This is a genomic window from Pseudomonas sp. NY15374 (assembly GCF_048068255.1).
In the GTDB taxonomy this organism is placed as follows: Bacteria; Pseudomonadota; Gammaproteobacteria; order Pseudomonadales; family Pseudomonadaceae; genus Aquipseudomonas; species Aquipseudomonas machongensis.
On record NZ_JBLUPZ010000015.1, the window covers coordinates 52,050 to 72,879 of the forward strand.

The following is a 20,830-nucleotide window of genomic DNA, read 5'->3' on the forward strand; positions in this document are numbered from 1 at the left end:
GCAACTGCTCGCGATTTCAACCCTCGACCTTCGCCGGAGTGGGCCACTGGTCGGCGCGTGCCAGCAATACCAAGGCTTCACGCACTTGTGTCGGCGTATTGCAAGTATTCGGGAACGCCAGCCAATGAATCGCCTGGCCGATGCGCAGGTGCATCCCCTCGCTGTCGATGCCGACCATCTCGGCCGGTGCACTGCGCGGCAGACCGGTGAGCTCGACGTAATGGGCGATGGCGTTGGCATGATCGCTGTTCATGTGCTCGATCATGCTGGCTTCTGCCGCCCCGGCGAAAGGGTTGGCCAAGGTGACGTCGTCGAGCCAGTGGATCGCGCCGAAGCCGCCGATGTAGCGATGCCGCACAGGTTCCAGCACCCAGAAGTCGAAATCGTGGGCCTTGTGGTAGTTGCTGGCATCCGGGAAGTACCGGTAGTAGCGCGCAGCAGCCGCGTCGATGGCGGCTTCGTCGGTCAGCTTGCGCGCCTCGGCCATCACTGTCAGGCGGCCGACCGCCTGCACGTCTTCGGCGTCACGCTCGCCCACCAGCAGCGAGCACTTGGCATCCTTCTGCAGGTTATGGGTGTGCTGGGCGATACGGCTGATGAGGATCAGCGGGTGCCCTTGGGCGTCCAGGCAGTAGGGCACCACCGAACCGAAGGGGAAGCCAGGCATGGACTTGGACAGGGTCGAGAGAACGCCGCGGTACTCTTCGAGCAGCAGTTCCCGGGCGGGGCGGATGGCGTTGGTACTCACGGGGAACTCCTGGGGCAGCGGACTGGATGGGTGACAAGATAATCATTATCACCGCCGCCTGCCACAGGAGCGCTGTACAGCCCCGTGCGAGCGGTCTTACCAGGCCACACCGAAACCTGCGGTGTAGCGGGTCTTGTCCAGGTCGCTGTCGCTGGTGCCCTTGATCAGGTCCTTCTCGGCCTTGAGGTTGAGCGAGGCCCACTCGGTCACCTTGTAGCGCAGGCCCATCTCGGCATCCAGCGAGTAATCGGCGACCGAACCGAATGGCTTGCCCAGCTCGCCGGTGGTGAAGAACTCGACCTTCTTGCCGATCAGGTAGCGGTTGTAGTCCCACTTCACCGCTGCCGAATAGAAGTTATCCTTGCCGCCATCGCGGTATTCGTAGTCGGTGCGGTTGATCAGCGAACCAAGCGAGAACGCGCCCAGCTCGTCGTCCCAGAACTGATAGCCCGGGCCAGTACCGATGGTACGCTGGCGTGCCAGATTCTCGATCTGGTCACGCTTGTATTCCAGGCGTCCCTGCCAGAACCATTTTTCGGTGAGGAAACGGTCCAGCGCGTACTCGGCGCTCCAGTTGTTGGTGGTGGTGACATCGTCCTTGGTTTCGCGGTTGTACTCGCCTTCGGCGTTGTGCCGCCAGCGGCCATGGCGCGCGGTGGTCTTGAAGCTGACGTCGTAGTCGTCGGTGTCGTTTTCGGCACGCTTGTAGTCCAGCGCCAGGTCGACATTACCTTTCCACAGGAAGTCCTCGACCAGCGGGCGCGGCTTCATGATCTGCTCGATACTGGCGAGCTCCACGGTCTTGGGCGCATCGCCGTTGGCCAGGGTCACCTTGCCGGCTTCGGCGGCCTTGAGCGACTTGGCCTTCTCGCCGGAGTAGGCGTCCTGCTTGACCAACAGTTCCTGGTCGCTTTCGAGGGTCTGAACCTGCTTCCAGTCCAGGGCGATACTGCCGCCATAGGGTGTTTCGAGCAGCAGCTTGCCGCCGTCGAAGACCTTGATCTTGCCGCTCAGGCGGTCACCGTTCTTCATCCAGACGGTGTCGGCCAGCACGGGCGCAGAGAGGGTGGCGGCGAAAAGGCACAGCAAAGCTCTAGAAGACATAGGCAGAATTTGCGTTCGGTTGGACGAAAAAAGTCGGGCATTATCCAGATACCCACGACCAGAGCAAGGACAGACCGGGCCTATGCCTACGAGTTCAATTCTCATTTCCGTCAACTTTTCATCTTGTTTCACCTTCAGGTCAGGAATTGACTGATGTCTGATCAATCGATTCCGCATCCGGACGATCCCGAAGCCCGACGAATGGCACTGTATTCGGTGCTCGGCCAGGTGCCGGCTGGCAAGGTGATCAGTTACGGCCAATTGGCGGAACTGGCCGGCCTTGGCCGCGCTGCACGCTGGGTCGGGCGCACCCTCGGACAACTGCCGTCTGACACACGACTGCCGTGGCACCGGGTGCTCGGGGCCGGTGGCCGCCTGAGCCTCGCGTCGGGTACGCCGTCGGGTGACGAACAACGCGCCAGGCTGCGCGCAGAGGGCGTGAATGTGGCCAATAATCGAGTGGATATGTCGCGCCATGGCTGGCGCCCAATGGAGCACAGCGGTTAGAGTGCGCGCTTTGTTTTCGCAAACTTGAGGCAGATGTTGGCCCATGCCCCGTAAAACCTGGCGCGCTGCGCTCGCTGCCTATGCCAGCCCGTCGACCTTGGTGCTGTTGTTGCTCGGTTTCGCCGCCGGCCTGCCCTACATGCTGGTGTTTTCAACGCTTTCGGTGTGGCTGCGCGAAGCCGGTGTCGCCCGCGAGACCATCGGCTATGCCAGCCTGATCGGTCTGGCCTACGCGTTCAAATGGGTCTGGTCGCCGCTGCTCGACCAATGGCGCCTGCCGCTGCTCGGCGGCATGGGACGGCGTCGCTCGTGGCTGCTGCTGTCGCAGGTGCTGGTCGTCGTAGGGCTCATGGGCATGGGCCTGTGCGATCCGCAGAAACACCTGTCCTGGCTGATCGCCCTGGCGGTACTGGTGGCCTTCGCCTCGGCCACCCAGGACATCGCCGTCGACGCCTACCGCCTGGAAATCGCCGATGACCAGCGCCAGGCTGCTCTCGCCGCCAGCTACATGGCTGGCTATCGGGTCGCGGCACTACTGGCCACCGCTGGCGCGCTGTTCTTCGCCGAATGGTTCGGCTCCACCGGTTTCAGCTACCTGCACAAAGCCTGGACCGGCACCTACGTGCTGTTCGGCATCCTCATGCTGCCGGCGCTGTTCACCACACTGGTGATGCGTGAGCCCCCCGTGCCGCTGCGCACGCAGCTGTCGGCGGCGCGCTACGGGTTGATGCATCAGCTGGTGTCGGTGTTCGTGCTGATCATCCTGCTGGTGTCGGTGCCCGCCAGCTTCACCCAGATGTTCAACACCGACTGGGCCAGCGTGGTGTTCGGCGACTCGACCATGCTCGACCTGCTGCTCGAAGACCGCGCCTTCCTGCGCCTGATCCTCTATGCACTGCTGACCTGGGCATGCCTGTCTTCCATGGGCCGCCGCGGCCTGGCGCCGGTACTCACGCCGGTCAACGACTTCATCGTCCGCTACCGCTGGCAGGCCTTGCTGTTGCTGGGGCTGATCGCCACGTACCGGATGTCGGACACCGTGATGGGCGTCATGGCCAACGTGTTCTACATCGACATGGGCTTCACCAAGGATCAGATCGCCAGCGTCAGCAAGATCTTCGGCCTGATCATGACCCTGGTCGGTGCCGGTGTCGGCGGGCTGCTGATCGTGCGCTTCGGCATCCTGCCGATCCTGTTCATCGGCGGCGTGGCGTCGGCAGGTACCAACATCCTGTTCGTGATGCTGGCCGACATGGGGCCGAACCTGGAAATGCTGGTGGTGACCATCTCACTGGACAACTTCAGCTCCGGCATGGCGACCTCGGCGTTCGTTGCCTACCTGTCTAGCCTGACCAACCTGAAGTTCTCGGCCACCCAGTACGCGCTGCTGAGCTCGATCATGCTCTTGCTGCCGCGGCTGATCGGCGGCTATTCGGGGGTGATGGTGGAGAAGTTCGGCTATCACAACTTCTTCATGATCACGGCCCTGCTGGGCGTGCCCACGCTGATCCTGATCGCGCTGCACTGGCGCCAGGAAGTGGGACGCGGCAAGCAGGCGCAGGCGGAAAACTCGGTGACCGAGCAGCCCTGACAGTCACCTCATCCTTTTCGCGGGCAAGCCCGCTCCCACAGGTACACCACTGCTCTTGAAACCCATGGTGTACTTGTGGGAGCGGCGGTTCGGCGCCCCGACTTGCCCGCGAAAACGACGACGCCGTTTTCAAGCCTACTGAACGACAGCCCCTTCCCCAGGCCGACCGCCCACCACGAACCACAACGGCCACAGCGCCAGCGCCCCGGCAATCCCTGCACCCAAGGCAAAGTGCAACAAGCTCGCCCCTGCACCCAGTATCGCCAACACCGCGCCCCCCAGCCCCAGCAAGGCGATGGTGATCATCCCCAGCATCGCCGACACCAGCCCCTTGCTCTGCTCGCTGGAGAACAGCGTCATGCGGTACAGCACCGCGTTGGCCACACCCAACCCCAGTGCATAGAGCGACATGCCTGCGACCACACTGGTCACCGTCGGCCACAACCAGGTCGCCAGCACCATCAGGCACAACCCGGCCAGGTACGGCCACAGGGCACCGCGCACCAGCGCAGGCAGCGGATAACGATCCGCAATACGATTGATGATGAGGTTGCCGAGGATCAGTCCACCAAACACCGGTAACTGCCACAGCGCGTATTCCAGGGTGCTCAGCCCCTCGTCATGAATCAGCAGGACCGGCGACAGGCCGATCCAGCCGATCAGCGGCAAGCCCACCAAACCCAATGCCGCGCTGCCAGCCACAAAACGACGGTTGCCCAGCAACTGCGCGTAACCGGCCAGCAAGGGCAACAGGTGGATGGGTGTGAAGGCCAGGCGCGAGCCATCACGGCGCTCGACCCCGAGCGTTTCAGGCATCAGGCGATACAGCAGCCCCCAGCACAGCACCGCGCCCACCGCGAAGGCGACGAACAGCCAGCGCCAGTCGAGCCACTGCAGCATCAACGTCCCCACCAGCGGCCCGAGCAACGGCGAGAGCAGCGCAATGTTGGCCAGCAGCGCCATCATCCGCACCGCGTCAGCCTCGCTGAACGCCTCGTTGAGCGCCGGATAGCTCACCGTCACCACGAAGCCCAGGCCAATGCCCTGCAGCAGGCGCAGCAGATTGAACAGGCCGATATCGTGCACCCAGAAGGTCGCAAGGCATGCCGCACCAAAGAAGGCGCAGCCGGTCAGCAGCAGTGGACGGCGGCCATAGCGGTCGGCCAGCGGGCCGATCAGCCACTGCAGTACTACGCCGCCAAGCAGGTAGAGGTTCAGGGCGTGGGGAATGAATTCAGGGCTGGCCTTGAGATCGTCGACCACCACCGGCATGGCAGGCATGACGGCATCGCTGGCCAGGTAGGTCAGCAGTTCGAACAGGGCAAGGGTCAGGCCGAACAACAGGGCCCGCAGAGGAGTGATATACAACAATGGTTTCATGATGGCGTTTCGGGTGCAGACAGAAGGGGTCAGGCTATATGCCAGAAATCACCGGCTTTGGCTGTGAACAAGTGTAAGGCGCAAAAAACAAGGGCCCCTACAGGGGCCCCGTTGTACAGCGTGGGTTACTGCGCGGCAGTCTCCTGCACCACGCGAATCACCCGCTGCGGGAAGGGAATGTCGATCCCCTCGGCCTTCAGGCGATCCCGCGCCTGCTCATTGAGCATGAACATCACGTCCCAATAGTCGGCAGTCTTGGTCCACAGGCGCAGCGACACGGTGATCGAACTGTCACCAAGCGTGGCAACCACCGCCTGAGGCGCTGGGTCGGGCAGCACCCGAGGGTCCTGCGCCAGCTCCAGCAGCACGTTGCGCGCCTTCTGCAGGTCGGCCTCGTAGTCCACACCCACGTCGAACACGACCTTGCGCGTCGGCTGGCGGTTGGTGTTGACGATGATGCCGTTGGACAAGGTGCCGTTAGGCAGAATGACCGTCTTGTTATCACCGCTACGCAGCACGGTGTGGAAGATCTGGATGCTGTCGACGGTCCCGCTCACACCCTGGGCCTCGATCCAGTCGCCGATGCGGAACGGGCGGAACAGCAGGATCAGCACGCCACCGGCAAAGTTTGCCAGGCTGCCCTGCAAGGCCAGGCCGATGGCCAGCACGGCACCACCCATGGCAGCGACGAACGAGGTGGTTTCGATGCCGATCATCGACGCCACGCTGATCGCCAGCATCACCTTGAGCACGATGTTGGACAGCGTGCGGATGAAACCCTGCAACGCCGGGTCAGCTACCCGCAGGCCGACGAGCCTGGCCAATCGATCACTGATCTTGTTGGTGATCCACCAGCCGATCGCCAGGGTCAGCAGCGCCAGCAACAAACGACTGCCGTACGCCATGATCAAGGGAATCCAAGTCTCGGACTGGCGTACCAGTTGATCGACTTCAGCGTTCAAATCCATGTTCATCTCCTGATGTCGAACGACACGTGCACAGTAAAGCAGACCGCCGGACATTCAGCGGTCGCAGGAAGCGATGGACATTGGTGTGCCATCAAGGTTCCTGCCCCGCAGAATCAGTCGCGGAAGTTGTTGAACTGCAGCGGCATGTCGAATTCCTTGGCGCGCAGGGCAGCGATGGCTTCCTGCAGGTCGTCGCGCTTCTTGCCGGTGACCCGTACCTGCTCGCCCTGGATGGCGGCCTGGACCTTGAGCTTGGCATCCTTGATGTGGGCGACGATCTTCTTCGCCAGCTCCTTGTCGATGCCCTCGCGGAACTTGGCTTCCTGTTTCATTTCCTTGCCGGAAGCATAGGGATCCTTGGTTTCCAGGCACTTGACGTCGATCTTGCGCTTGACCAGCGCCAGGCGCAGGATTTCGATCATCGCCTCGAGCTGGAATTCGGCTTCGGCAGTGAGCATCACGGTCTGCTCCTTGTCCTTGAACTCGAAGCTGCCCTTGCCCTTGAGGTCGTAGCGGCGATCGAGCTCCTTGATGGCGTTTTCGACCGCGTTCTGCACTTCGTGCTTGTCCAGTTCCGATACCACGTCGAACGAAGGCATGGTTGTTCTCCATAAAATAAAAGCGCGCTCGGCTTGAAGATGGAGCGCGTCGGGTTTGATGGTTAAAATGCGGGCTCATTATAACGGGTTGCGAAACGCAGATGAGCAGCACCTGGCATATTCTCGGCGCCGGCAGCCTCGGCAGCCTCTGGGCCTGCCGCCTGGCACGGGCGGGCAAGGCCGTGCGCCTGGTGCTGCGCGACGAACAGCGCCTGGCAGCTTATGAAGCCGAAGGCGGCCTGACCCTGATCGAACAGCACCAGACAACACAATTCGCCATTCCGGCACAGACCTGCGAGGGCGAAGGCCCTATCCACCGCCTGCTGCTGGCGTGCAAGGCCTACGACGCCGCGCCTGCCGTCGCGCGCCTGGCGCCGCGGCTGGCCGAAGGTGCTGAGCTGGTCCTGCTGCAGAACGGCCTCGGCAGCCAGGATGAAGTGGCCGAGCAGGCTCCCCACGCCCGCTGTATCTTCGCCTCCAGCACCGAAGGTGCGTTCCGCGAGCGCGACTGGCAGGTGCGGTTCGCTGGCCAGGGCTTCAATTGGCTGGGCGATCCGGGCAACCCTGGCGCCCCCGAATGGTTCGACGATCTGAGCGAGGCCGGCATCCCGGCCGAGTGGTCGCTGGACATACTCACCCGCCTGTGGCGCAAGCTTGCACTCAATTGCGCGATCAACCCGCTGACGGTGCTTTACGACTGCCAGAATGGCGGGCTGCTTGGTCACCTGCCTGAAGTCGACGAACTGTGCCTGGAACTGAGCACCCTCCTGCGCAGTGCCGGGCAAGCGCAAGCGGCCGAAAACCTGGCCGAAGACGTCCAGCGGGTGATCGTGGCGACCGCGGCCAACTACTCTTCGATGTACCAGGACGTGCGCGCAGGCCGACGTACCGAGCTGCACTACCTGCTTGGCCATGCCTGCAACGTTGCCGCCCGGCATGGCCTGGCGACACCTGGCCTGGAACACCTGCGCCAACGCCTGGTCGATAACCTGCAGGCACGCAACCTGCCCAGCGACTGACGCTGCCCACCCACCGACACGGACATCACCTCGCCCATGACCCTGCGCCAACGCCTGGAAAACCTCCCGGTCGGGCAAAAACTGCTGGCCGCCCTGCTGGTGCTGCTGGTCACCATCCTGCTGGTGGCCAACCTGGCCTTCATCAGCGCCGCCTACTGGATCACCCAGGAAAGCATGGCTCCCCAGGCGCTACAGACCATCGGCCGGTTGGTCGCCAATCCACAGCTTTCCGCGCGCGCCAGCGACAGCCCAGAAGCCGCCAGCGCCTTGCTCAAGGAGCTCGACAGCTATTCACCCCTGCGCGCCGCCGCCGTGTATGCCAGCGACGGGCGCCTGCTGGCCCAACTGCAACATGGCCAGCCACTGAGCATGCCCAAGCGCTACCGCAACATCGACGGCTGGCGCCTCACCGAGTTTCGCAGCACCCAGCTGATCGCCCTGCCCCGTCCAGGCAGCCCGCCCGCGCACCTGCTGCTGGTGGCCAGCAGCGAATTGCCGGTTGCGTTCTATACCGGCACCCTGTCTGCCAGCCTGGCGATCCTGGTGTTCAGCATTCTGCTGTGGCTGATCATCGCCCGGCAGATCAAGCGCCTGATCACCCAGCCGATCAACAGCCTTGAGGAGCTCTCGCGCCAGGTGACCCGCGAGGAGAGCTACGCCCTGCGTGCGCAACGGGGCAACGACGACGAAATCGGCAGCCTTGCCGAAGCGTTCAACACCATGCTGTCGCGTATCGAAGCGCGCGAAGACCAGCTCAAGCGTGCCCGCGACGAATTCCAGTCGGCTTTCGACCAGGCCCAGGGCCTGGCCGAGGAAACCCGCCACACCAACCGCAAGCTGGAACTGGAAGTTCAGGTGCGCAGCAAGATCGAGAAAAAGCTGACAGGCTTCCAGAACTACCTGAACAGCATCATCGACTCCATGCCTTCGGCACTGATCGCCCTCGACGAGCAGCTCTACGTCACGCAATGGAACCAGGAAGCCACCGCGCTTTCCGGGACGCCGCTGGACGAGGCGCTGAACCAGCCGATCTTCATCGCTTTCGAGCCACTCAAGCCATTCCTGCCACAGCTCAAGGAGACGGTGGAAAAACACCGGGTAGCGAAGGTCGAGCGGGTCACCTGGCCCAAGGACGACGAGCCACGCCACTACGCGCTCACGTTCTATCCGCTGACCGGCGGCGGCGGGCGTGGGGTGGTGATCCGCATCGACGACATCACACAGCGCCTGTCGCTGGAAGAAATGATGGTGCAATCGGAAAAGATGCTCTCGGTCGGCGGCCTGGCCGCAGGCATGGCCCACGAGATCAACAACCCGCTGGGCGCGATCCTGCACAACGTGCAGAACATTCGTCGACGCCTGTCGCCGGAACTGCCGCGCAATCAGGAGCAGGCCGACGAGCTGGGCATCGACCTGGCCAGCATCAACCGCTACCTGGAGGGCCGCGAAGTGCCGCAATTGCTCGACGGCATCCAGCAGGCCGGCGCGCGGGCCGCGAAGATCGTCACCCACATGCTCAGCTTCAGCCGCCGCAGCAACCGCCAACTGGCGCCTTGCAACCTGCCCGCCTTGATCGACCAGGCGGTGGAGATCGCCGGCAACGACTTCGACCTGACGGAGGGCTTCGACTTCAAGGGACAGGCCATCGTCCGTCAGTTCGACCCCGAGCTCGGCCCCGTGCCCTGCACCGCCAACGAACTGGAACAAGTGCTGCTCAACCTGCTGAAGAACGCCGCCCAGGCCATCCATCAGCGCCCGGCGCCCAGCGAACCGGGGCGCATCACCCTGCGCACCCGCCTCAACCCGCCATGGGCCGAAATCCAGGTGGAAGATAACGGCATCGGCATGCCCGAGTCGGTGCGCAAGCGCACCTTCGAGCCGTTCTTCACCACCAAGGAGATCGGCCAGGGCACCGGCCTGGGCCTTTCGGTCTCGTACTTCATCATCACCAACAACCACAAAGGGCAGATGGAGGTGCACTCCACCCCAGGCCAAGGCACCTGCTTCACCCTGCGCCTGCCCTTGAGCCAGCTGGGGGCCATGCCCCCGGCCAAGACGGAGGCATGACATGGGCTATCGCCTGTCGAAGATCTACACCCGCACCGGCGACAAGGGCGAGACCGGCCTTGGCGACGGTCGCCGCGTCCCCAAGGACCATCCGCGCATCGAGGCCATCGGCGAGGTGGACATGCTCAACAGCCAGCTGGGTGTGCTGCTCGCCGGGCTGGCCGAACAAGGCCTGGATGAGCTGAGCGAGGTGTTGGCGCCTTGTCAGCATCGTCTGTTCGACCTCGGCGGCGAACTGGCGATGCCCAGTTACCAGGCGCTGGACCAGGCCGAAGTGCAGCGCCTGGAAGCGGTCATCGATAGGTGGAACGAGGAGCTGGGGCCATTGAAGAACTTCATTCTGCCCAGCGGCTCGGCGCTGGTGGCCCAGGCCCATGTGTGTCGCGCCCAGGCGCGGGGGGCGGAGCGGCGCTGCCAGCAGTTGAATGCCGTCGAGCCGCTTGAGGGGGTGGGGTTGGCCTATATCAACCGGTTGTCGGACCTGCTGTTTGTCGCAGCGCGGATCATCGGCCGACGCCAGGGAGTGGCCGAGGTGCTGTGGCAGCCTGCCGAGAAGCCGCAAGGCTGAGACCATCGGGGCCGCAAAGCGGCCCCGGCTGCGACTCAGGCTTGAGGCCAGAACGCCCGAATCCCGGCAACACCTTGAGCACCCGCCTCGCGGGCCCGCTCACGCTCACCCGGCCCGACCCCGCCCAGCAGAAACACTGGCTGGTTGAAGCCTGCAATCAAGCGCTGCGCCTCCTCCCAACCAATCGGCGTGGCCTCGGGGTGGGTCTGGGTAGGCTGTACTGGCGACAGAGTGACAAAGTCCACTCCCATCTGCCGTGCCAGCTCGAGCTCCTCGGCGCTATGGCAGGACGCCGCCAGCCAGCGATTCTGCGGGAACGGTCGCCCCTTGGCAGCGTACTTGCGCAATTGCGCCGCCGTCAGGTGCCAACCTGCAGACGGGAAGTCCCCCAGCCACTCCAGTGGTCCCTTGAGCATCAGCAGAGCCTTGCCTGCACAGAGCCCGACCGCATCCACCGCCACATCGCGGTACTTGGGGTCGTACATGTCTGGCGCGCGCAACTGGATCAACCTGATGCCGGAGGCCACTGCCTTCTGGATACCGCGCAGCAACGCCGGGGTATCGAGCCCATCCGGGGTGATCAGGTACTGGTCCGGCAGGCGCGTGGCCGCCACGATGGGTTTATTGGCCTCGGGAAATGCATACTGGTCCAGGTCTCGCGGAGCAACCCACGCCAATGGCTGGCCCTCGGCGCCATGGGGCTCGCCGGTGAAAGCCGACACCTCGCGCACGTCCAGCAGCACCTGCTTGTCCGGGTAGTCATGGCTGACCTTGATCAGCGGCCGAGAGGCGCTGACGACGATACCCAGCTCCTCGTGCAGCTCACGGGCCAGTGCGGCCTCGACGCCCTCGCCCTCTTCCACCTTGCCGCCGGGAAATTCCCACAGACCGCCCTGGTGCTGAGTATCGGCGCGGCGCGCGATGAGGATGCGCCCGTCGACACCGCGAATGACGGCTGCAACTACATGGATCCGTTTCACCCGTTACACTCCATCAAGCCCGCCTTCTGCCAGGCCTGGAAGGCCTGCCAGTTGTAGATCGTTTCGATGTACGCCGCAGCCTGCGCGGGCACTTGCACACGGTAGGTACGCAAACGCACCGCCACCGGGGCGAAGAAGGCATCGGCCAGCGTGGGCCGTCCGAACAGGAACGGGCCGCCGTCCTTGGCCATCAGGCGGCACTCGCCCCACAAGGCGACGATGCGGTCGATATCGACCTGCACTTCGAGCGGCACGCTATCCAACGCCTGATCGCGCGACAGATCGAACGGCATCGCACCGCGCAAGGCAAAGAAACCACTGTGCATCTGCGCACACGCCGAGCGCGCCTGGGCACGCGCAGCGACATCAACCGGCCAGAGTTGCGCCTCGGGGTGCTGTTCGTTGAGGTATTCGGCGATGGCCAAGGAGTCGGCGATCACGCCGTGCTCGGTCTTGAGCAGCGGCACCTTGCCGGTGGCCGAGAATTCGAGAATGCGCTTGCGGGTATCAGGCTGGTTGAGCTTGATCAGTGTCTCGTCATAACCGACGCCTGCCAGCTCAAGGGCCAGGGCGCCGCGCAGCGACCAGGAAGAATACAGCTTGTCGCCGATGATCAGGTGATAGCTCATGGTTCGGCTCCATTGCTCTTTGGATTCAGGGCTGCTGCGCAGCCCATCGCGACACAAGGCCGCTCCACAGGTCCCCTTCGAGCCTGTGGCAGCGGCCTTGGGTGGATCAGGTACGGTATTCGGCGTTGATCTTCACGTACTCGTGGGACAGATCAGTGGTCCAGATGGTTTCGCTGCACTGGCCGCGACCCAGTTCGATACGAATGGTGATCTCTTCCTGGGCCATCACCGCCGAACCTTGCTCTTCGGTGTAGCTCGGGCTGCGACCGCCCTTGCTGGCGATGCACACGCTGTCCAGGTACACATCGATCAGGCTGACGTCCAGTTCCGGCACGCCTGCGCGGCCGACGGCAGCCAGAATGCGGCCCCAGTTGGGGTCGGAGGCGAACAGTGCAGTCTTGATCAGCGGCGAATGAGCGACGGCATAGCCGACATCCAGGCACTCCTGATGATTCCCCCCGCCATTGACCTGCACGGTCACGAACTTGGTCGCACCTTCGCCATCACGGACGATGGCCTGGGCCACTTCCATGCACACGTCGAACACGGCCTTCTTCAGCGCTTCGAACAGCGCGCCACTCGCCTCGGTCACCTCCGGCAGGTTGGCCTTGCCGGTGGCGATCAGCATGCAGCAATCATTGGTCGAGGTGTCGCCATCGATGGTGATGCGGTTGAACGACTTGTTGGCACCGTCGAGCATCAGGTCCTTGAGCACAGCCGGGGCGACCTTGGCGTCGGTGGCGATGTAGCCGAGCATGGTGGCCATGTTCGGGCGGATCATGCCTGCACCTTTGCTGATCCCGGTGACCGTGACGGTGACGCCGTCGTGCTGGAACTGACGGCTGGCACCCTTGGGCAGGGTGTCGGTGGTCATGATGCCAGTAGCGGCTTCGGCCCAGTTGTTTTCCGAAAGGTTGTCCAGCGCAGCCTGCAGCGCGCCTTCGATCTTCTCGACCGGCAGCGGCTCGCCGATCACCCCGGTGGAGAATGGCAGCACGGACTCGGCAGGCACGCCGGTCATCTCGGCCAGCTTGGCGCAGGTGCGCTCGGCGGCGGCCAGGCCCGGCGCACCGGTACCGGCGTTGGCGTTACCGGTGTTGGTCAGCAGGTAGCGCACAGTGCCCTGCACGCGCTGCTTGGAGAGGATCACGGGAGCGGCGCAGAAGGCGTTGAGGGTGAACACGCCGGCAACGCTGGAGCCTTCGGCGCAGCGCATCACCACCACGTCCTTGCGCCCAGGGCGCTTGATGCCCGCCGAAGCGATGCCGAGTTCGAAACCGGGAACCGGGTGCAGGGTAGGCAGGGGACCGAGACCGACAGCCATTGGAGCGCTCCTAGAAAATGAATGAGTTGCGAAAAGCAGGGCCGCTTTGCGCCCCATCGCGGCAGAAGGCCGCTCCTACAGGTTCTGTGCGATGCCTGTGGGAGCGGCCTTGTGCCGCGATGGGCCGCCAAGCGGCCCTAGATGTCAGGTGACGGATCGAATCACTCGATCTGACCATGGCAATGCTTGAACTTCTTGCCCGAACCACACCAGCACGGCTCGTTGCGGCCCAGCTTCTGTTCGTTGCGAACGGGCGCAGAGGCTACAGCCACTTCGGCGCCCTCCTCGCTCAGTTGCTCGCCTTCCAGACCTGGGGCTGCAGCGTGCTGGAACTGCATGCGGCTGGCCAGTGCCTCGGCCTCGCGGCGCAGGCGGGCTTCTTCTTCGGCAGGGTCTTCGCGGCGAACCTGGACGTGCGAGAGCACACGGATGGTGTCGCGCTTGATCGACTCGAGCAGCTCCTGGAACAGGGTGAACGACTCGCGCTTGTACTCCTGCTTCGGGTTCTTCTGGGCGTAGCCGCGCAGGTGGATACCGTGACGCAGGTGATCCATGGTCGATAGGTGGTCTTTCCACAGGTCGTCCACCACGCGCAGCAGAATCTGCTTCTCGAAGGTGCGCAGGGCGTCGATGCCGGCCTGGTCTTCCTTCTCGGTGTAGGCGGTGGTGATCTCGTTCAGCAGCTTCTCGCGCAGGGTCTCCTCGTAGAGGTGATCGTCCTCGTCGAGCCACTGCTGGATCGGCAGCTTCATGGCGAAGTCGCTGGACAGCGCGGCCTCAAGGCCCGCCACGTCCCACTGCTCGGGCAGCGACTGCGGCGGAATGTGCTGGCTGATGGTGGCGTCGAGCACTTCCTTGCGGAACTCGGCGATGGTGTCGCCGATGTTCTCGGCAGCCAGCAGGCTGTTGCGCATGTGGTAGATCACCTTGCGCTGCTCGTTGGCCACGTCGTCGTATTCGAGCAGCTGCTTGCGGATGTCGAAGTTGCGACCTTCGACCTTGCGCTGCGCTTTTTCGATGGCGTTGGTGACCATGCGGTGCTCGATGGCTTCGCCGGACTGCATGCCCAGCGCCTTCATGAAGTTCTTCACCCGGTCGGAGGCGAAGATACGCATCAGGCTGTCTTCCAGCGACAGGTAGAAGCGGCTCGAACCGGCATCGCCCTGACGGCCGGCACGGCCACGCAGCTGGTTGTCGATACGACGCGACTCGTGACGCTCGGAGGCGATCACGTGCAGGCCACCGGCTTCCAGCACCTGCTGGTGGCGCTTCTGCCAGTCGGCCTTGATCTGCGCGATCTGCTCGCTGGTCGGATTCTCCAGAGCAGCGACTTCGGCTTCCCAGTTACCGCCCAGCAGGATGTCGGTACCACGACCGGCCATGTTGGTGGCGATGGTCAGGGCGCCCGGCGCACCGGCCTGGGCGATGATCTCGGCTTCCTTCTCGTGGTACTTGGCGTTCAGGACCTTGTGGTCGATGCCTTCCTTCTGCAGAAGGTTGGACATGTGCTCGGAGGTCTCGATGGTCGCGGTACCCACCAGGACAGGACGGCCCTTGGCCATGCTTTCCTTGATGTCGGCGATGATCGCCGCGTACTTCTCGTCGGCGGTGAGGTAGACCAGGTCGTTGAAGTCCTTCCGTGCCAGCGGCTTGTTCGGCGGAATGACCATCACGTTGAGGTTGTAGATCTGGGCGAACTCGAACGCTTCGGTGTCGGCAGTACCGGTCATGCCGGACAGCTTGGTGTAGAGACGGAAGTAGTTCTGGAAGGTGGTCGAAGCCAGGGTCTGGCTCTCTGCCTGGATGTTCAGGTTTTCCTTCGCCTCGATGGCCTGGTGCAGGCCTTCGGACAGGCGGCGGCCCGGCATGGTACGGCCGGTGTGTTCATCGATCAGCAGGATCTGGCCGTCCTGGACGATGTACTCGACGTTGCGGTGGAACAGCTTGTGCGCACGCAGGCCCGCGTAGACATGGGTGAGCAGGCCCAGGTTGTGGGCCGAGTAGAGGCTCTCGCCTTCGGCCAGCAGGCCAGACTGGGTGAGCATCTCCTCGATGAACTGGTGACCGGCCTCGTTGAGCTCGACCTGGCGGCTCTTCTCGTCGATGGTGAAGTGACCCTCTTGAGTCACCTGGCCTTCGACTTCTTCGATGTGCTGCTTCAGGCGCGGGATCAGGCGGTTGATCTCGATGTACAGCTTGGAGCTGTCTTCGGCCTGACCGGAGATGATCAGCGGGGTACGCGCTTCGTCGATGAGGATGGAGTCGACTTCGTCGATCACGGCGAAGTTCAGCTCACGCTGGAACTTCTCGTCCTGGCTGAACGCCATGTTGTCGCGCAGGTAGTCGAAACCGAATTCGTTGTTGGTGCCGTAGGTGATGTCGGCAGCATAGGCGGCGCGCTTTTCTTCCGGCGGCTGGAAGGCCGAGACGATGCCCACCTTTAGGCCGAGGAATTCATACAGCGGACGCATCCAGTTGGCGTCACGGCGAGCCAGGTAGTCGTTGACCGTGACCACATGCACGCCCTTGCCGGACAGCGCATTCAGGTAGACCGCCAGGGTACCGACCAAGGTCTTGCCTTCACCGGTACGCATTTCTGCGATCATGCCCTCGTGCAGGGTCATGCCACCGATCAGCTGGACATCGAAGTGGCGCATGCCCATGACACGCTTGCCGGCCTCACGGGCCACGGCGAAGGCTTCCGGCAACAACTGGTCGAGGGTTTCGCCTTTGGCCAGGCGCTCTTTGAACTCTGCGGTCTTGCCACGCAGTTGCTCGTCGGAGAGGGCCACCATCTTCTCTTCGAAGGCATTGACGGTGCTGACCGTCTTGAGCATGCGCTTGATTTCACGCTCGTTCTTGCTTCCAAAAAGTTTTTTTAACAAAGGCGCAAACATATTGGCAGGATCTTCCACACTTAGGGATGGAGGGCGGCCCCGTGAGTCGCCCGTGCAGCCCTTGGGCCGCATGCGAACGAGCATTCTACCCGGAAACGTTGGTGAGGAAAGTGGTGGATTTCCACGATGCTGGCACAGCGCTTTAAACGGGGCCTCTCTAACATAGGGACATTTTCCTCAAGTTCAAGGCGGCCAGACATGAAACGTGTTTGGCCTCCTCGCGGACAGGCCTGCGCCCACCCCCTCTGCACCGCCCTCAGGATCGGTACTGCCGGCAAAGCGTCCGGCACAGGCAACGGCCCCGGTGGCATCTGTTAGACTGCCAATCTTGTAACCTCATGCGTACTCCGATGGCCTACAACCCCCCTTCTGCCCAGCCACCCGCCGCCTTGCTGCGCCAGGCCAGGCCGCTGCGCCTGCTGCTCAACCAGGCCGAGCGCCTCGAGCACCTGCAGCGTTTGCTGGAAAGCCAGTTGCAGCCCGCTGCCCGGGCACACTGTCATGTGGCCTCATGGCGCGATGGCTGTCTGCTCCTGGTGGTGACGGACGGCCATTGGGCAACGCGTCTGCGCTACCAGCAGAAGCGCCTGCTGACAACGCTGCGAGCCATGGAAGCCTTCGCCAACCTGCAGCGCATCAAGTTCCAGGTGCAACCACCAGTTGGCGCACCCGCGCGCCCGACACACACCACCGAGTTGTCGCAACAAGCGGCACAAAGCCTGCGCGAGACGGCGCAAGGCATTGATGACGAAAAACTGCGGGCCGCGCTGGAACGGCTTGCAGCACACGCCCACGACAAGACCTGAAGTTCCCGGCGTTATCTGCGAAGGCCTCAAACACCGCTCGGCCATGGGCGCGCCAATAAAAAAGGCCACCCGAAGGTGGCCTCAATGAACTAGAGAGTGTTCGAACTTACACGGCCGCAACAGGGCGCATGTAGGAGATCGGTGCCGTACTGGCATCTTCGAAAGTAACCACTTCCCAGGCGTCCGTTTCTGCGATCAGCTTGCGCAGCAACTGGTTGTTCAGCGCGTGTCCGGACTTGTAGCCCTTGAACTCGCCGATCAGGCTGTTGCCCAGCAGATAGAGGTCGCCAATGGCGTCGAGGATCTTGTGCTTGACGAATTCGTCATCGGAGCGAAGTCCGTCTTCGTTGAGCACACCGGTCTCGTCGACCACGATGGCGTTCTCGACACTGCCACCCAACGCAAGGTTGTGCTTGCGCAGGTACTCGATGTCACGCATGAAACCGAAGGTGCGTGCTCGGCTGACTTCCTTCACGAAAGACGTGCTGGAGAAATCAACCACTGCACTCTGGGTCTGGCCCTTGAGGACCGGGTGATCGAAGTCGATCTCGAAGCTCACCTTGAACCCGTCGAAAGGCAGGAAGGTGGCGCGCTTGTCGCCCTCCTCCACGCTGACTTCGCGCAGGATACGGATGAACTTTTTAGCGGCGTCCTGTTCTTCCAGGCCGGCGGACTGAATCAGGAATACAAAGGGACCGGCGCTGCCATCCATGATCGGCACTTCCGAGGCGGAGAGCTCGACGTAGGCGTTATCGATGCCCAGGCCCGCCATGGCGGAGAGCAGGTGCTCGACCGTATCGACCTTGACGTCACCGTTGACCAGCGTCGTCGACATGGTTGTCTCGCCGACGTTGGCCGCACGCGCCGGGATTTCGACCACAGGGTCGAGGTCAGCGCGGCGGAAAACGATGCCGGTATCCACGGGTGCTGGCTTGAGAGTCAGGTAGACCTTCTCTCCGGAATGCAGGCCGACACCTGTGGCACGAATGGTATTCTTCAGGGTGCGTTGTCTAATCATGGCATTGGCCGCTTTAGCGCTAATTGCGAATTGGTATCAACAAAGGCTGAGAATGATAGCAGACCCGGCCTTTGCTGAACACCAATCACCCTTATACCCCTGATAAATTCCATCAATCGGCCTGGCGACGCAGGAAGGCCGGGATGTCAAGGTAGTCCAGATCGTCCTGTGGGTTGAGTTTAGCCGCAGCCGCAGCGCCTGCGTGTGCCTGGTTGCGCATCACGGTCGGACGCTCCAGGTCACGGTAGTTCACCGCCGACTGCTCCTGGCGAACCGGAGCCGGGTTGGAGGACTCGTACACCTGCTGTGCGGTCTGCAGCGTGTTGTCGACGACCTTGACCGGCTTCTCGATGCGCGCACCCAGGCCAGTGGCAACCACGGTGACGTGCAGCTCGTCGCGCATGTCAGGATCGATCACGGTGCCGACCTTGACCATCGCGTGGTCGGAGGCGAAGGCTTCGATGATGCTACCCACGTCGGAGTACTCACCCAGCGACAGGTCAGGACCTGCGGTGATGTTCACCAGGATACCGCGGGCACCCTGCAGATTGACGTCCTCGAGCAGCGGGTTGCGAATCGCCGCCTCGGTTGCCTCACGAGCACGGTTCGGACCGCTGGCGCAGCCAGTGCCCATCATGGCCATGCCCATCTCGCCCATCACGGTGCGCACGTCGGCGAAGTCGACGTTGATCATGCCCGGACGCTTGATGATGTCGGAGATGCCGCGCACGGCACCAGCCAGCACGTCGTCGGCCTTGGCGAAGGCAGACAGCAGGCTTGCATCCTTGCCCAGGATGGTCAGCAGCTTCTCGTTGGGGATGGTGATCAGCGAGTCAACGCTTTCAGCCAGCATGCGGATGCCTTCATCGGCGATCTGCATGCGCTTGCGCCCCTCGAACGGGAACGGACGGGTCACCACCGCAACGGTGAGGATGCCCATTTCCTTCGCCACTTCGGCGATGATCGGCGCAGCACCGGTACCGGTACCGCCGCCCATGCCAGTGGTGATGAACACCATGTTGGTGCCTTGCAGCACTTCGGCGATGCGCTCACGGTCTTCCAGCGCGGCCTGACGACCGACTTCCGGATTGGCACCGGCACCCAGGCCCTTGGTCACACCGGTCCCCAGTTGCAGGATGGTGCGTGCGCCAATGTTCTTCAGCGCCTGGGCATCGGTGTTGGCGCAGATGAATTCCACACCTTCGATGCTGCTTTTGACCATGTGGTTGACGGCGTTGCCACCACCACCACCGACACCGATCACTTTGATGACCGGGCTTTGCGGGACGTTGTCTACGAGCTCGAACATTTTCCCTCTCCTTACAGTTCTCTAGTTTTTGCGCCTACCACTACTGCTTTGAAACTTAGAAGTTGCCTTGGACCCAGCGCTTGAAGCGCTCAAGCACCGGGGCCTTAGGTTCATCGCCATAGCTGTTGCTGCTGCTGTTGCCGGTCAGGGGCAGGTCCTCGGTCTGCTTTTGCAGGCCGTAGGTGAGCAGTCCCACGCCGGTTGAATAGATCGGGTTGCGCACCACGTCGCTCAGCCCCCGAACGCTGTGCGGCACGCCGAGGCGTACCGGCATGTGGAAGATTTCCTCGGCCAGTTCCACGGCGCCTTCCATCTTCGATGTACCGCCGGTCAAGACGATGCCGGCCGGCACCAGATCCTCGTAGCCGCTGCGACGCAACTCGGCCTGGATCAGGGTGAAAAGCTCGTCGTAACGAGGCTCGACCACTTCTGCCAGGGCCTGGCGCGACAGTTCGCGCGGCGGACGATCGCCGACGCTCGGCACCTTGATGGTCTCGCCGGCGCCGGCCAGCTTGGCCAGGGCGCAGGCGTAGCGGATCTTGATTTCCTCGGCGTACTGCGTAGGTGTACGCAGGGCCATGGCGATGTCGTTGGTGACCTGGTCGCCGGCGATCGGGATCACCGCGGTGTGGCGGATCGCACCCTCGGTGAAGATCGCGATGTCGGTGGTGCCGCCGCCGATGTCCACCAGGCACACGCCCAGTTCTTTCTCGTCATCGGTCAGCACCGAATAAGCCGAGGCCAGTTGTTCGAGAATGATGTCGTCAATCTCGAGGCCGCAGCGGCGCACGCACTTCTCGATATTCTGGGCGGCGTTGACCGCGCAGGTGACCACATGGACTTTCGCTTCCAGACGCACGCCAGACATGCCCAGTGGCTCGCGCACACCTTCCTGGTTGTCGATCACGTAGTCCTGCGGCAGGGTGTGCAGCACGCGCTGGTCGGCCGGGATGGCCACGGCCTGGGCAGCGTCGAGCACGCGCTCGAGGTCGGCGACGCTGACCTCACGGTCGCGGATGGCGACGATGCCATGGGAGTTCAGGCTGCGGATGTGGTTGCCGGCAACACCGACGAACGCCGAGTGGATGCGGCAGCCGGCCATCAGCTGCGCTTCTTCCACCGCGCGCTGGATCGACTGCACGGTCGACTCGATGTTTACCACCACGCCTTTCTTCAAGCCGCGGGACGGATGCGTACCGATCCCGACGATCTCGAGGGTGCCGTCCGCCGCCACTTCGCCAACCAGCGCCACCACCTTGGAGGTGCCAATGTCCAGCCCGACGATCATTTTGCCGCTATGCGCGTTTGCCATGGTC

18 protein-coding genes are annotated in these 20,830 nt (G+C 63.1%); 6 read left to right on the forward strand and 12 right to left on the reverse strand.

Annotated elements, in window-relative coordinates; all coding sequences use genetic code 11:
- Positions 1-16: 16 nt before the first annotated feature.
- Together ACNFHO_RS24710 and ACNFHO_RS24715 are read right to left on the reverse strand one after the other, a co-directional pair.
- On the reverse strand, positions 17-748 hold the full coding sequence (locus tag ACNFHO_RS24710) for a HugZ family protein (protein ID WP_054893834.1): 732 nt from the start codon (positions 746-748) through the stop codon (positions 17-19).
- A 96-nt stretch (positions 749-844) separates the two neighbouring features.
- Positions 845-1,852: a DUF481 domain-containing protein gene (locus ACNFHO_RS24715; protein ID WP_065864193.1), complete on the reverse strand. Its 1,008-nt coding sequence runs from the start codon at positions 1,850-1,852 to the stop codon at positions 845-847.
- Between the two features lie 153 nt (positions 1,853-2,005).
- Between ACNFHO_RS24715 and ACNFHO_RS24720 the strand changes: the two genes are divergently transcribed.
- A complete protein-coding gene (locus ACNFHO_RS24720; protein WP_151925154.1) occupies positions 2,006-2,359 on the forward strand; it encodes an MGMT family protein in 354 nt (117 codons plus the stop codon).
- Between the two features lie 43 nt (positions 2,360-2,402).
- Positions 2,403-3,950, forward strand: a complete 1,548-nt coding sequence (locus ACNFHO_RS24725) for an AmpG family muropeptide MFS transporter (protein ID WP_054893837.1) — start codon at positions 2,403-2,405, stop codon at positions 3,948-3,950.
- 135 nt (positions 3,951-4,085) lie between these two features.
- On the opposite strand, the gene ACNFHO_RS24730 is transcribed toward ACNFHO_RS24725, so the two are convergent.
- The 3 genes from ACNFHO_RS24730 to ACNFHO_RS24740 all read right to left on the reverse strand — a co-directional run bounded on the left by ACNFHO_RS24730 (position 4,086) and on the right by ACNFHO_RS24740 (position 6,897).
- The gene (locus ACNFHO_RS24730; RefSeq protein WP_416767687.1) at positions 4,086-5,330 is read right to left on the reverse strand and encodes an MFS transporter; all 1,245 of its coding nucleotides are present in this window, start codon (positions 5,328-5,330) and stop codon (positions 4,086-4,088) included.
- 125 nt (positions 5,331-5,455) lie between these two features.
- Positions 5,456-6,298, reverse strand: coding sequence for a mechanosensitive ion channel family protein (locus ACNFHO_RS24735; RefSeq protein ID WP_054894024.1), 843 nt, complete (start codon positions 6,296-6,298; stop codon positions 5,456-5,458).
- Between the two features lie 113 nt (positions 6,299-6,411).
- Positions 6,412-6,897 (reverse strand): YajQ family cyclic di-GMP-binding protein, encoded by a 486-nt coding sequence (locus ACNFHO_RS24740; RefSeq protein ID WP_054894023.1) that lies wholly within the window; start codon positions 6,895-6,897, stop codon positions 6,412-6,414.
- A 101-nt stretch (positions 6,898-6,998) separates the two neighbouring features.
- Between ACNFHO_RS24740 and ACNFHO_RS24745 the strand changes: the two genes are divergently transcribed.
- The 3 genes from ACNFHO_RS24745 to ACNFHO_RS24755 are packed head-to-tail and all read left to right on the forward strand — an operon-like array spanning position 6,999 to position 10,551.
- Positions 6,999-7,916, forward strand: coding sequence for a putative 2-dehydropantoate 2-reductase (locus ACNFHO_RS24745; RefSeq protein ID WP_063546001.1), 918 nt, complete (start codon positions 6,999-7,001; stop codon positions 7,914-7,916).
- A gap of 36 nt (positions 7,917-7,952) precedes the next feature.
- Positions 7,953-9,983 (forward strand): ATP-binding protein, encoded by a 2,031-nt coding sequence (locus tag ACNFHO_RS24750; RefSeq protein ID WP_054894021.1) that lies wholly within the window; start codon positions 7,953-7,955, stop codon positions 9,981-9,983.
- Between the two features lies 1 nt (position 9,984).
- On the forward strand, positions 9,985-10,551 hold the full coding sequence (locus tag ACNFHO_RS24755; RefSeq protein ID WP_063546002.1) for a cob(I)yrinic acid a,c-diamide adenosyltransferase: 567 nt from the start codon (positions 9,985-9,987) through the stop codon (positions 10,549-10,551).
- A gap of 35 nt (positions 10,552-10,586) precedes the next feature.
- Here the strand turns inward: ACNFHO_RS24755 and ACNFHO_RS24760 are convergent, their stop codons facing one another.
- From ACNFHO_RS24760 to secA, 4 genes are all read right to left on the reverse strand, one after another.
- A complete protein-coding gene (locus tag ACNFHO_RS24760; RefSeq protein ID WP_054894019.1) occupies positions 10,587-11,531 on the reverse strand; it encodes a Nudix family hydrolase in 945 nt (314 codons plus the stop codon).
- Positions 11,528-12,160 (reverse strand): glutathione S-transferase family protein, encoded by a 633-nt coding sequence (locus ACNFHO_RS24765; RefSeq protein WP_065864187.1) that lies wholly within the window; start codon positions 12,158-12,160, stop codon positions 11,528-11,530. The genes ACNFHO_RS24760 and ACNFHO_RS24765 overlap by 4 nt, the downstream gene beginning before the upstream one ends.
- A gap of 106 nt (positions 12,161-12,266) precedes the next feature.
- Entirely contained in the window at positions 12,267-13,484 is a 1,218-nt protein-coding gene (gene argJ / locus ACNFHO_RS24770) for a bifunctional glutamate N-acetyltransferase/amino-acid acetyltransferase ArgJ (protein ID WP_416767688.1), read from the reverse strand.
- A gap of 161 nt (positions 13,485-13,645) precedes the next feature.
- A complete protein-coding gene (secA, locus tag ACNFHO_RS24775) occupies positions 13,646-16,381 on the reverse strand; it encodes a preprotein translocase subunit SecA (protein WP_063546006.1) in 2,736 nt (911 codons plus the stop codon).
- A 350-nt stretch (positions 16,382-16,731) separates the two neighbouring features.
- On the opposite strand from secA, the gene ACNFHO_RS24780 reads away from it, so the two are divergent.
- On the forward strand, positions 16,732-17,187 hold the full coding sequence (locus ACNFHO_RS24780) for a DUF721 domain-containing protein (RefSeq protein WP_416767689.1): 456 nt from the start codon (positions 16,732-16,734) through the stop codon (positions 17,185-17,187).
- Between the two features lie 106 nt (positions 17,188-17,293).
- Here ACNFHO_RS24780 and lpxC read toward each other — a convergent pair whose 3' ends face one another.
- The 3 genes from lpxC to ftsA all read right to left on the reverse strand — a co-directional run bounded on the left by lpxC (position 17,294) and on the right by ftsA (position 20,826).
- Positions 17,294-18,205 carry a UDP-3-O-acyl-N-acetylglucosamine deacetylase gene (gene lpxC, locus ACNFHO_RS24785; RefSeq protein ID WP_054894014.1) on the reverse strand — a complete coding sequence of 304 codons (912 nt, stop codon included), beginning with the start codon at positions 18,203-18,205 and terminating at the stop codon, positions 17,294-17,296.
- A 112-nt stretch (positions 18,206-18,317) separates the two neighbouring features.
- The gene (ftsZ, locus tag ACNFHO_RS24790) at positions 18,318-19,514 is read right to left on the reverse strand and encodes a cell division protein FtsZ (RefSeq protein WP_054894013.1); all 1,197 of its coding nucleotides are present in this window, start codon (positions 19,512-19,514) and stop codon (positions 18,318-18,320) included.
- Positions 19,515-19,569: 55 nt separating this feature from the next.
- On the reverse strand, positions 19,570-20,826 hold the full coding sequence (ftsA, locus tag ACNFHO_RS24795) for a cell division protein FtsA (RefSeq protein ID WP_054894012.1): 1,257 nt from the start codon (positions 20,824-20,826) through the stop codon (positions 19,570-19,572).
- Positions 20,827-20,830 lie beyond the last annotated feature (4 nt).